Genomic DNA, 12,022 nt, shown 5'->3' with positions numbered 1-12,022 from the left:
GGTGCAAGAGCACGTGGGCATGATCGCCCTTTGTTTGGTACGATATGGCACGTAAAGTATCAAATACGTAACCTATCGTCTTATATGGAGAGTGGAATGGCGGATCGACTGGCCGGCTTGCTCCGGCACTACTCGCTTTCGGCGCGCGTTTTTCACAGCGGCGCCTTCTGTGAGCAGCATCATTACGCGGCGCCGCATGGCTATATCCATCTGGTGCGGCGCGGCCCGATTACGGCGCGTTCGCCCGTGCATGAAGATCTGCTGGTTACCGAGCCGAGCCTGCTGTTTTATCCGCGCGTGGCGTCGCATCGTTTTGTCGCCGCCCCCGGCGATACCGCTGAGCTGTTGTGTGCGGAGGTCGACCTGGGCGCTTCGACGGGCAATCCGTTGGCCATGGCCTTGCCGTCGATGCTGCTGATTCCGTTGGCGGACTTGCCCGGCCTCGGGCCGACGCTAGAGTTGCTGTTTGCCGAAGCCGAGCGCGACCAGTGCGGTCGGCAGGCCGCCATCGACCGCTTGTGCGAGTTGCTACTGATCCAGTTGCTGCGTTATCTGATGGATGGGCGGCTTGGCGCCACCGGACTGCTGGCGGGCCTGGCCGACCCGAAACTCGCGCGCGCCATAACCGCCATGCACGATGCGCCGCAGACCGCGTGGTCGCTCGAGGCGCTGGCGGCGAAGGCGGGCATGTCACGCGCGCGCTTCGCCGCCGCGTTCAAGGACGCGGTGGGCGTCACGCCGGGCGACTATCTGGCCGACTGGCGGATGAACGTCAGTTGCACCCTGCTCAAGCAGGGGCGGCCGGTGGCGGTGGTGGCCGACCGCGTCGGCTACGGCAGCCCGAACGCTCTGGCGCGCGCCTTCCGCGTGCGCATGGGCTGCGCCCCGCGCGACTGGCTGGCGCAGCAGCGCGGTGACGCGGCGCTCAGCGGTTCGTGAGTTTGAGTTCGATTCGCCGGTTCTTGGCGTAGGCGGCGCCGGTGTTGCGCTCGTCGAGCGGGTGAAATTCGCATCACGCCGGAACAACTGGCGGAACTCCAGGTGGCGATCCGTCAACGGCTGGTCAGTCTGTTCGTGCGGCGCGGCCGGCTGGACAAGGCTGAGTCAGTGGCGCAGGTAGCTGGATGACGCTGTCCCGCCCTGAGCCGACGCTCACAGGCGGGGATTTCCAGTGTCGTCATTGTCGGCTATTGGCCGGCAGCAGCCCGTCGTTGCCTGATGGATCCAACCCCTCCGCTGCTATAGTGCAGTCGGCTTCTGACGTTCAGTGCAGCCGTCTTCTGAAAACGACACGCAGCTCGATGCCCTGTTGTCGTTCGCGCGCGAGGGCGATACGGTGGTGGTGCACAGCATGGATCGCCTGGCCCGCAACCTGGACGACCTGCGTCGCTTGGTGCACCAGCTCACCAGGCGAGGCATCCGCATCGAGTTCGTGAAGGAGTGCCTGACCTTCACTGGCGAGGACTCGCCGATGGCGAACCTGCTGCTATCGGTGATGGGGGCTTTCGCCGAATTCGAGCGGGCGCTGATCCGCGAGCGGCAGCGAGAGGGGATTGCGCTGGCCAAACAGCGCGGCGCATACCGTGGCCGCAAAAAAGCACTGGTGGATGACCAAGTTGTCGAGCTGCGCCGCCGCGCCGGTGCCGGCGAGCCGAAGGCCACGCTGGCTCGAGAGTTCGGCATCAGTCGGGAGACCCTGTACCAATACCTCAAAGCTGTACCTCAGACCCCAGAGGCTTAGCGCCCGATTTTTTCCTTTTTCCCTGGTCACCCCTATTTCACGTGATTCGACCGTTAATTGCATTTTCCATATTTCGAAGGATGGTGCCGCCGGGCGGAGCCGGTGCCGCCCGTTGCGCCAGGATCGCAGCTGGCAGGTGAAGCAAGCGGCGGCAAAGCCAATAACCGGGCTGCTCCATCTATACTGACCGTTAATTGCATTTCTAGGTGGGCCGGCGCTGGCGGTCAGCTGGCGCGCGGGGCCGCCGACTGGTCCTGCTCGACCTCGGCCTGCAGGGCCTGCAGGATCGCGTTCGACGTCACCAGACCGAGCAGCTTTGCAATGGGCATCGGCGCCGGCCGGTCCACGCTGATGCCCACGTTTTCCTTGTGCCAGGTCAGCAGGCCTTCCCGCCCGCGCACGGCCAGGTAGACCGTGGGCTCGGTCGAACCCTCGGGGAACACGGCGATGCGCATCTCGTCCGTCTCGAGGTTCGCCGGCACCGCGCTGTGCGCCTCGTTCGAAATGTAAGCCCGATAGCCCGGTGCCGCCGGCTCGTCGACGGTCAGCACCACGTCGCTACCGCCCACGTTCGTTGGCATCAAGGCTGCCGCCTCGAGCTGCGCGCGGTATTCAGGGGTCAGGGACTTCTTGTTCATGCACACTCCGGTCGGTTTCATGCAGGACCAAGCCTGCGGAAGCGTTATGTTGACCGGACAACGACCACGTGGTTGCAGCCCGACCTGTGGGGCCGCTGCCGGCGCAATTCAACATCCAGCCGAAGGCATCACGATGGTGACCGGTGAAGCTGCCGCTACCCTACTCCACATGATCTGACCGTTAATTGCATTTTAATGACGAGCCGCGGCAATGATGCGCCTTAGGGGTGGTGCAGCCGGCGGCAGCGCATAGGAAGGCAGAGTCGTTCAGAACGGCGCAGCAGCTGTCTCTGATATATCGCCAAACGCCTAACGCGTGTTGCAAAATAGCCAATTATGCCTATTGGTTAGTCTGCCACTGTTATTCTAGTTACAATTAATTCACGTCAAGTCTATCTGCACTGCGTCACCGTCTGGCGCTTGGTGTCATATATCTCATACGAAAGGAATGCGTAATGACCGTGAATACGCTCAAGCTACATCAACTCGTGTTCTATGCGATCGACCGTTTCTCGGGCCTTAAACCTGCACTGGATTTCGAACACGACACGCTGGGAAAGCTCGGCAGCACACCTCTTCCACAGCTCAAGATGTCAACGCAGGGCATTACCGACATGTGGCAAACAATTAATGCCTACACCAAGAGCTTCGCGGGTGGCGCGCCTGTCAGTGACGATGCACAGTCCAAATGCGTTACGGTCCTCGATGTGTGGAATGCTGTCTGCAAGGCAGCCGGCGTTACCCCTGCTCCCGACCCAGACTCGCTACTGCACAAGGGGGGCGCATGATGAAGTCCGCCTGTCTGTTCTTTGCGGGTTGCCTATCCATTCTGGCTGGGGCGGCGCAAGCCGACGATGGCCCAAGCGTCACGTTGCGCGCCGCCAACGAGCCGGATTCCGTCGACAAGCAATGGCAACAGGGTGCCCACATCGCCTATCAAACGACAGACGGGAAAAGCAAATGGCAAACGGACGCAGTGCTGAAACTGAAAAAAAATAAGCCGTACCCGCTCGGGGCTACGCCGGACTCCGGAAGCGTCAACCTGTCGTATAGTGCGGGCGCGTATCTCCATAAGGATACGGATGACGCCACTCCCGCTAACGACCGCGGCGTGTCGATCGGCGTGTCGGCGCATGGCATTCCTGGGGGCCCGGCAGGACAACCCGTCCTCTTGGATTATGATGCCGATCTCACGGCGCAACTCGGCAAGACATTGCAAAGCACCGACGGTGCCGGCGCGGCGCCGTACTTCGACGCCAACTCTCGCAGGATCGTCCTAACGGGGGCGGCGTACATGCAACCACGGGACTGGAACGCCTTCTTCAGGTTCGCACTGGGCGCATACAGCGACATGGTATCGAATTCACCTACCGGTACCAAAAACGGCCGTGAATCGGGATGGCTTGGAAGCGCGCAGTTCTCGTTCTATCCTCTCGGGTTCGGCGGCCAGGACAACGTATTCCTGGCCATGGGATTAAACCCCGTACTGACCCTGAAAGCCACAAAGGAATTTGATCGTTCGGTAAGTGGGAACCGGATCAAATCCAATTACGCGCTGTATTCGGCTGTACTTAGCTTTCCCTTCAGCGCATCCAGCAACGGCGGATCGAAGTTCGTTCCAAGCCTAGACATCAAGCGATCTACCGGCGACGATCTGCTACAGGGCCGCAGCCGCAAAGGACAGACAAGCGTCCAGTTCAGCCTCAAGTACTGATCGGCGCAGCCACCCTGCTTCGGACCACGCCGGCCAGTCCGCCCGACGTGCCCGCCGACAGGCAGGGCCAGTGGGATCGAGTTTGACGTCACCAAGTCGAGCAGCGTCACGGTCAGGATCCTGGGCGGCCTTTCCTCGTGCCAGGTCAGCAGCCCTTCCCAGCCGCGCAGGGCCAGGTAGACAGTGGGCTCAGTCGAACCCTCCGGAAACACAGCGATGCGCATTTCGTCCGTCTCCAGGTTCGCCAGTACGGCCCTGTGCGCCTCGTTGGAGATGTACGCCCGGTAGCCCGGCCCCGCCGGCTCGTCGAAGGTCAGCACCACACCGCTGCCGCCCACGTTCGTCGGCATTAAGGACGCCGCCTCGAGCTGCGCTTGATATTCAGGGGTCAGACACTTCTCGTTCGTGCTCACCCCGGTCCGGTTCGCGTACGACCAGGCCTGCGGAAGCGCTACGTTGGCGGGAGATGATGCACGAGGTTGCATTCGGCCGACTACAGCAAGCCTCGTTCTTATGCAGCGTCAGCTATATACTTGCTGCTCGACCACCAACTGATGCAGCACGTACTGCGACGGCCCGTATGATGAAGCTCGATGTTTCGACCCGCACTCGCCTTGCGCAACGAGCGAAACGCCGGCGACGAGCGCTGAAGATCAGCTGCCGTGAAGTTGGCGAAGCGGCTGGAGTGTCTGCAGCCAGCGTGATTCAGTGGGAGAAGTTGCTGCCGCAGACAACGAGGCACGATGTCAGTTGGGAAGCCACTTTGAAAGTACCGCCAGGCTGGCTTCGAAATGCGCAGATAGAGACTCCCGAGCAGGCCGGCCCAGTATTCGACTTTCCCGGCGGCGGGCCGCGTACATTCGAGGAATTCATCAACGGCTACTGTATCTGGCATGCACGGCCCAACCATATGGAGCGGACCTTGTCCCACGCCGAGCTGTCCGCACGAGAACAGCGGATCGCGACGATCATGGCTCGGCGCTACGGCTCCGAGGGCGAGGAAGCTTCAACTCTTCAGGCGATCGGGGATGAACTTGGTTTGACGCGCGAGCGCGTACGGCAGATCGAGGAAAAAGCGCGCGAGCAGTTCGGTCGCGTGCCTGCTCCAGGGGATCTGGTGGATCGCCTGCGAGATGCTTTCGCCGGGCAGCTTCCCTGCCGGCTCACCGACCTTCCCGAACCTGTTCTGCAGCTGCTCGGCGGCCGGTTTTCGATCGAAGGCGCTGACCGTTTTTTTCGAGAGGTCCTGGGTGATCGCCTGATCAACCTGCGGAATCTGGGCGGCACACTGCCGGCGACGCCGGAAAAAATTATTGTTGCTGATGACGCTCCGGACGAAGATCTTGTGCGAACGGTACGACAGACTTCGTTGGGAATGATTCGTCAAGCAGGGGCAGCACACGTCTTTTTCGTTGTAGGGGCGCTGGTAGCGGCAGGGTTAGCTGCGACGCCAACACAAGTCATCCTGTGCGCGCGCATGTTCGTGGGCTTCGAATGGCTGCTCGAAGACGAGGGCTGGTTCTGGTACGGCCCTGGAACCGACAACCGGGCCAAGTGGACAGCCCTCAAGGTTCTGTCCGCGGCAAACCGGCAGGTGGACATCGAGGAGCTTTACGCCGCAATGGCGCGCGCCCGCTTTTCCAAACAGGGTGAGCGTCTCGGACCCGCAGCCGTGTCCACCCCCATGCCGATTCTTCAAATCCTGCTGAGCAGATTCCCGGAGGTACAACGTTCTAGCTTCAACGACTACCGCCTTGCGTCTGATATCCCGCACGATGCCCCGGCAACGTTCCTCTCCCCGACAGAATCGATAATCTGTGACGCCCTTAGGCAGCACGGTGGCGTGGTCAGCCGACGGACCTTGACGCAAGAGCTGGTGGAAACAGGACGTATCGAGAGGATTACCATGAACATGGCGTTGATGAGCTCGCCGGTATTTCGTCGCCACGACCGAGGTATCTGGACGATCACCGGCTTCAGCTTTTCGCCCGAGGCGCTACAAGCCGCTTGTGAAGCAAGACGGCAGCTGCAACTTGTCGATGGTTGGTATGAAATGGAAGCTGCCCTTCCTCGTAGTGCCTTAGAACGTGGAGACTGGTTTGCTCCCGCCGGCTCGCACGCGCATCTCACACCTGGCGACTACAAGATTGTAGGGATAGAGGGCATGACCAGATACGTCGAGAATCCAATCGGGGATCCCTACCTGAAGCGCTTCGGTTTTCTCGTCGCAGCGCAGGGCTTTGAAGCAGGCACGCCTTTTGTTTTTGGCATCTCATCGACAGAACGCACACTGCGCGTCTGTGCCATACAAGGCGGCGATGAGGAATAGTTAGCCGGCCAGCAAAAAAATTCCACCGATGCAATTTTCTATTCGTTTTTTTTGTGCGAAACTGCTTTTTAATTAAAAAATCAGCGTTTTATACAAAAAATGACGGAACACATAGGATTTAAGTGGATAGCCCAGCACCTCAATATTGAGCCGGTGCAGCCTTTCGGGGTTGAAAGCAAGATAGGGACCTCGCGCCGCACGGTTGTCAATTCGACCAGAGAAGAGACGTACGGCCCTGCGGCAAGGCCTGACGCGACGATCGCTGGCCATCTCACTTTCGGCTTAAAACATGAACTCGTCAACCTCGAGTTTCTGGCCAGGGTTTTTACCGTCATCGATCAGCAGGTGCTGGAAGACTGGATCCGTAGCGAGCCCACCGGCGCCTATGCACGCCGCGCCGGCTTTCTGTTCGAATGGCTGACCGGTCGCCAGCTCAACGTTCCAGACACCCCTTCAGGGAACTATGTCGACGCGCTTGACCCTGAGGAGTTTGTCGTGGCCTCGCGGTCAGCCAACGTCCAGCGCTGGCGCGTCCGGGACAACCTTCCCGGTACTCGCGACTTCTGCCCCACGATCCGGCGTACCGAGGCCGTTCGCGCCGTCGAGCGCTACAACTGCGCGGCCGCGCTGGACTCCCTGGAAGTGGAATTCGGCGCCGACATTCTCATGCGCAGCGCTGTCTGGCTCTCGATCAAGGAAAGCAGGGCATCCTTCGCGATCGAGCACGAGGAAAAGCAGGTCGACCGGGTCAAGCGGTTCGCCGCCGTGATGGAACGTCGGTGCGGCCAAACCGACGACCCGCTGCTCGAGGAAACGCTGACGGAACTGCAGACGGAGATCCTGGGCGCGGCCACGCGCTACGGCGTCCGGCAATCTCCAGTGATCGTCGGGCATACGCACGGCTTCGACAATCTCGTCGACTACATCGGCCCACCTTGGGAGCGCGCTGGCGAGTTGCTCGACGGACTGCGGCGCAGCATGGTCAAGACCATTGGGGTACCGTCTATCCTGCGCGCGTCACTCGCTTCCTTCGGGTTCGTCTACATCCACCCGATGATAGACGGTAATGGCCGGATCTCCCGCTTCCTCGTGAACGACGTGCTGCGTGCCGATGGCGCCGTACCGGCGCCCTTCATCCTACCGATCTCGGCGACGATCACGAACAAAACGAAGGAGAAAGCGGGATACGATCGCGCGCTTGAGACGCTATCGCGCCCGCTGCTTGCCAAGTACCGGGATAACTTCCACTTCGGCGCGGAATACGTATGCGCAGACGGCGTCCGGTCGAACTTTCACTTTGATGCCTACGACGACGCGATGCCAACTTGGCGCTACCCCGACCTGACCCATCAGACTGAATATATCGGCGAAGTCATCCGGCTCACGATCGAGGTCGAGATGAGCCAGGAGGCGAGTTACCTGCGCGACATGGAGCGGGCCAGGGAGGGTGTCAAGAACATCCTGGAAGGGCCGAACTCCGACATCGACCAGATCATCCGCTCGGTGCGAGAAAACGGCTGGAAGGTGTCCAACAAGCTCGTGAAGGCCTTCCCGCTGCTGGCCGATACCGCAATGGCTGCCGCCGCGGTCGCCGCCGTGCGGGACGTATTCGAACCTGAGGCAGAAGGCGACCAAGATGAGGACGGCGAAGCACCCGAGACCCCTGGCCAGTAAGCCTTGCCGAGTAAAATATCTTATCCACCGCGGTCGAATATCATACTCGATGCGCCGACATTTAAAGAGGGACACCCAACATGGCAGACGAAGCGAAATATCCCTCCCTCTACGAGCGCGTTCACCTGGCCAAACTCATGGAAGGGCGCGTCGACTGCGCAGTATCCGGCCGGTGGTTGCAGTTTCCCGCGACCGCGCAAGAGGTCGAAATGGGTGGCTGCACGCAGGAACTGATGTTCGTAAGCGTCATGACCACCAACGAAGACCATAAGGATCGAAAACTATGCGAGCTGGTACTCGCGCGCGAGGATCTGCTGCACATCCTCAACCGCATGCCCGTCAGCCGCTAACCCCTCGAGACGACTGACAACATGAGCAAAAACACGACATACGTTTACACAGGGATCTCGGGCCTCTTCTGCGAATGCGGAAACGCCGAGGTAATCACCGACGACAACCCAAGCTATCGCCGCTTCTCCACCTGGTGGGATACCTCGGGGGCCTTCGGTTGCAGGAAGGCCTCCTGCCGGACATGCAACAGCGACACGCACACGACTGAGGTGCGGCCACAACCGGCAGACTTGCGCGAGCGCCTGCAGGCCTCGTACCCCGGCGCCGACGTCGACGAGCTGCTGGCGAAATCCACGGTGCCGCAGTGAGCGCCGCCACCGATGCGGTGCGCGCCGCCGCGGTCAGGATGCTCGACGCCCTGATCGCCAGCGCTGGCGAGGGCCGTGCGCCCTTCCGGTGCCTGACCGCGATCTACTTGAATGGCGCAGCCATGCCGATGCTGATGGTCGGCAGGGCCGACGGTCAGGCCGAGGACGGCGAGGCGATCGTGCTGCTCAATCCGGACGAGGACCTGCTGGACCGGCTCGCACCCGGTGTCGGCTACCACGGCGGCCTGTTAAAGGAAATCGTCTCCGGCAAGTGCGACGCGATGATGCACGTGTGGCTGGACGCATACGTAAAAGGGCCAGACCGAGCGAAGGTCCTCGCCTCCTACACCACGCGAACCCCGGCCGGCGCGCCAAAGTTCCAGGTCAAATAACTGCCCACGGCGATCGGACACAGCCATGCAGCACAAACTCGCCCTGAGCGACGGCGAAATCAACGACCTGCGCGACGCCGGCTATACGGTCAGCGAGGTAATCGATAACGGCCAGTCGGGATACGCCTGGCAACACCCCGTCTCCGGAGCCAAGCAACGAGACACCAAACAGCCTCTCCGCCGCACGCAGGCCCAGGCTTGGCATGACCTCTCGGTGTACCTGAGCCCCGATGGGCCGGACACCCCTCGCGCTGATTGGATCCAACCATGAACGCAACCACATCCTCGGCGGCCGCAGGCGCTGAGCCCTCCGCCGGACGCCTGCAGCGCGAAATCATGACGCGCTACCCGGACAACTTCATGCTGTATGCGGACATGTTCGCGATGGGCTGCCTGCAGCACCTGCAGGGCGAGCACAAGGCTGGGCTCAAGCTGATCGACCAGGTCCGCCGCGCCTTGCCGACCACCGGCAACAAGACCTATTTCGCCGACCTGCTGGAGGCGCTGGCAGGCAACGAGCTGCGCTTCGCCAGTGAGATCCAGGCGCACTCGGAGATTAACGATCTACTCGAGCGCGCGCAGCGCCAGCACTCGTCGCTCACCTACACTGGCCGTCCAGCGCCAACTGGCCTGGCCCAGGTAACCGAGGTGCACACCCGCGGCGTGCAGTTCGATTGCCCTCACTGCCGCACGCAGATCGGAGGCTGGCAGGCCGACCCACGTGGGCGCGAAGACACGTGCGATCGCTGCCACCAGCAGTTCTACATCGCGCCCGACGCGACCGTGATCTTCGACTAGCAGATGGGCGCCCCACGATACGGTGATCGCATGCGCGTGCTCGACGTCGGCGCGCTGCCGTTGGCAGCAGAACATCGACGCGATCCACTGGTCCTGCGCTTCATCGAGCTCGACGACCGAACCTCCCGCGCTGAGATGATCAGCGACCCAGACGCTTGGTTCGAGGACGAGTGGGCTGCCTACCAGGCCGGGGACTGGCAGGCGTTCTCTCGCCTCCGCGGCTACACGGCCGCCGAGATCGCCGACTTCGCCGATTTCCTGCAGACGGCCGGTGAGATCGACGCCAAGTATGGGCTCGACACGGCTACCTCGCTTTCGTACTTGGCGGAGCAGCACCGCTCGACGAGTTGACTCGCTCATGCCGACTCCGTGCGGTGCTATCTCACTGCCGGCATCCTCCATGTGTAAGTGCAGTTCACCGGGGACGCGTCAGAGTTTCTGCCGTTTCCCATGCAGTGTTGCTATGCTCTAGTCGCACCAGAACACCACGACAATTCGTTGTGCTCATCGTTTTCTCAACCTGTGCAACCGTCACGATGGCGCCGACCACTCCTACGACCACTCCTCCAAAAGTCGATTGCGATACCGCCGACATGCTGCGCAATTGGGTCCACACACACGGCTCGAGGGCCGGACAAGTTCATGCTCGCGCCTATGAGCTGACGAAAGAATCTCGCGCGAACCTTCTCATAAAAGGAACCGTTATCGTGACCGATGGCCGGGAAACGGACCTCGCGACGGTGAAGGGCACGCTCTTGAGAAGGGTGTTCGAACACGGTGCATCAGCCTCCCCGACAACAATTTCCGGGCTGAAGAACAAACTCAAGGAAATCCCGGATTTCTGGAAAACGAATTTGGGCCTGGATGTCGCCGTCGCGCCCTTGAAGAAGATTGGGAGCTCAAAGGCAAAGGCCGTGTCGCGCGACTTCGTGGTGTACGTGACTAAAAATATCGTCACCGGTCGGATGTATTTCGGCTCGAGCAAGAGCGTGCACAAGCGCTGGGCGAGCCATCGACGCGACATCGCGAAGCTTACCCATACCAACCCGGAACTGCTGGCCGACGCCCGCGACCACGGTCCGGCCAGTTTCAAGTTCTTCGTCGTCTCGCGTTGCACGACACGCGAAGAAATGCTGCGGCGCGAGCAGGTTCTGATCGCCATGTATTTCAACCGCGAGGCCTGCTACAACAAAAACTCTTCGGTCGCCCCGGACAAGATTGCGGTGCCTGTGCAAATACGGGTGATTGACCGCGACGGCGGATCTACGGAGCATAGCTTCCTCACCCTGCACGCCGCAATTCGACACTATCGTCTATCGAAAGCCGCCGTCCGGAAGGCGATCGCGGCGGGTCACGGAAAGGTCGGACCATTCCGATTCCCGATAGGCATACCCATAACGGAATTTCGCGTGCGGCGTGTTGGGCAACGTTCAGAAAGGCCTGCTCCACAAACGGCTCCGGTGCCTGCAATGCACGAGCGTGCATCCCCCTCAATGTCGCAGCGGACATATTACGACAGGCTCAAAAGTATCCTCGACAAGCAGTCGATCACACTCGCCGAACTGAGCCGCATATTAGCCGCCCGAACGACGACAATGTCCCTGTGGTCCACGAAAAACCCACCAACGTGGCCGCAGGAAGCAGTTCTAGGCCTAATCGAGCGATTCGGATTCGAGTGGGTGAATAGCGTACCGATGCCTGAGTCGACTGCGAAAGCTCTATCAACTCGGCGAGCAGAATATCAGATCGCGTGGACAGAACTCGACGCCGTGATCGGCCTGCGTTCTGGCCACGCGAAACAGATCGCACACGGCGACATCGCACCGGGGAAATGCGAAAGGCTGTTGGTAGCGGTGCTGGCTCATCACGGTCTCGAATCGTTCACGGCGTGACTACTTAAATCCGGCCATGCCACGTCCCACGCGGCTTCGATCACCAGCGTCCCTGCGACGGCGCTGTGCGCCACGGCTGGGACACAGTCGGAGCCATTGATCGCGCTGCCAGCGCGCCGTGTTCGTTCTGGCCGTCACAGCGACGCGGGTCGGTCGCGACAGCGCATGCGAGCGGCAGAACCATA

Annotated in this window: 14 protein-coding genes; 13 read left to right on the top strand and 1 reads right to left on the bottom strand. The window is 61.1% G+C overall.

What is annotated here, in order from left to right:
• Positions 1 to 96: 96 nt before the first annotated feature.
• Together QPK29_RS20480 and QPK29_RS20475 are read left to right on the top strand one after the other, a co-directional pair.
• Positions 97 to 939: a helix-turn-helix transcriptional regulator gene (locus QPK29_RS20480; RefSeq protein WP_094313412.1), complete on the top strand. Its 843-nt coding sequence runs from the start codon at positions 97 to 99 to the stop codon at positions 937 to 939.
• A 328-nt stretch (positions 940 to 1,267) separates the two neighbouring features.
• A complete protein-coding gene (locus tag QPK29_RS20475) occupies positions 1,268 to 1,741 on the top strand; it encodes a recombinase family protein (protein WP_449820718.1) in 474 nt (157 codons plus the stop codon).
• Between the two features lie 224 nt (positions 1,742 to 1,965).
• Here QPK29_RS20475 and QPK29_RS20470 read toward each other — a convergent pair whose 3' ends face one another.
• Positions 1,966 to 2,379: a hypothetical protein gene (locus QPK29_RS20470; protein ID WP_371771092.1), complete on the bottom strand. Its 414-nt coding sequence runs from the start codon at positions 2,377 to 2,379 to the stop codon at positions 1,966 to 1,968.
• A 455-nt stretch (positions 2,380 to 2,834) separates the two neighbouring features.
• Between QPK29_RS20470 and QPK29_RS20465 the strand changes: the two genes are divergently transcribed.
• The 11 genes from QPK29_RS20465 to QPK29_RS20415 all read left to right on the top strand — a co-directional run bounded on the left by QPK29_RS20465 (position 2,835) and on the right by QPK29_RS20415 (position 11,837).
• Positions 2,835 to 3,167, top strand: coding sequence for a hypothetical protein (locus tag QPK29_RS20465; protein ID WP_371771091.1), 333 nt, complete (start codon positions 2,835 to 2,837; stop codon positions 3,165 to 3,167).
• A complete protein-coding gene (locus QPK29_RS20460) occupies positions 3,164 to 4,093 on the top strand; it encodes a hypothetical protein (protein WP_371771090.1) in 930 nt (309 codons plus the stop codon). The genes QPK29_RS20465 and QPK29_RS20460 overlap by 4 nt, the downstream gene beginning before the upstream one ends.
• A 580-nt stretch (positions 4,094 to 4,673) precedes the next feature.
• A complete protein-coding gene (locus QPK29_RS20455; RefSeq protein WP_371771089.1) occupies positions 4,674 to 6,422 on the top strand; it encodes a sigma factor-like helix-turn-helix DNA-binding protein in 1,749 nt (582 codons plus the stop codon).
• Positions 6,423 to 6,521: 99 nt separating this feature from the next.
• Positions 6,522 to 8,096: a Fic family protein gene (locus QPK29_RS20450; protein WP_371771088.1), complete on the top strand. Its 1,575-nt coding sequence runs from the start codon at positions 6,522 to 6,524 to the stop codon at positions 8,094 to 8,096.
• A gap of 80 nt (positions 8,097 to 8,176) precedes the next feature.
• Complete coding sequence (locus QPK29_RS20445) at positions 8,177 to 8,446, top strand: hypothetical protein (protein WP_371771087.1); 270 nt, start codon at positions 8,177 to 8,179, stop codon at positions 8,444 to 8,446.
• A gap of 21 nt (positions 8,447 to 8,467) precedes the next feature.
• On the top strand, positions 8,468 to 8,755 hold the full coding sequence (locus QPK29_RS20440; RefSeq protein ID WP_371771086.1) for a hypothetical protein: 288 nt from the start codon (positions 8,468 to 8,470) through the stop codon (positions 8,753 to 8,755).
• The gene (locus tag QPK29_RS20435) at positions 8,752 to 9,147 is read left to right on the top strand and encodes a hypothetical protein (RefSeq protein WP_371771085.1); all 396 of its coding nucleotides are present in this window, start codon (positions 8,752 to 8,754) and stop codon (positions 9,145 to 9,147) included. Before QPK29_RS20440 ends, QPK29_RS20435 begins: the two co-directional genes overlap by 4 nt.
• A gap of 25 nt (positions 9,148 to 9,172) precedes the next feature.
• Complete coding sequence (locus QPK29_RS20430; protein ID WP_371771084.1) at positions 9,173 to 9,418, top strand: hypothetical protein; 246 nt, start codon at positions 9,173 to 9,175, stop codon at positions 9,416 to 9,418.
• Entirely contained in the window at positions 9,415 to 9,945 is a 531-nt protein-coding gene (locus QPK29_RS20425; protein ID WP_371771083.1) for a hypothetical protein, read from the top strand. The genes QPK29_RS20430 and QPK29_RS20425 overlap by 4 nt, the downstream gene beginning before the upstream one ends.
• 30 nt (positions 9,946 to 9,975) lie before the next feature.
• Positions 9,976 to 10,296 (top strand): hypothetical protein, encoded by a 321-nt coding sequence (locus QPK29_RS20420; protein ID WP_371771082.1) that lies wholly within the window; start codon positions 9,976 to 9,978, stop codon positions 10,294 to 10,296.
• Between the two features lie 185 nt (positions 10,297 to 10,481).
• Positions 10,482 to 11,837: a GIY-YIG nuclease family protein gene (locus tag QPK29_RS20415; RefSeq protein ID WP_400189813.1), complete on the top strand. Its 1,356-nt coding sequence runs from the start codon at positions 10,482 to 10,484 to the stop codon at positions 11,835 to 11,837.
• Positions 11,838 to 12,022 lie beyond the last annotated feature (185 nt).

Origin of the sequence: Massilia orientalis, from assembly GCF_030411975.2 — a bacterium.
In the GTDB taxonomy this organism is placed as follows: Bacteria; Pseudomonadota; Gammaproteobacteria; order Burkholderiales; family Burkholderiaceae_D; genus Telluria; species Telluria orientalis.
Note: the sequence above shows the minus strand (reverse complement) of the source record. Positions and strands in the feature narration are given on the sequence as shown.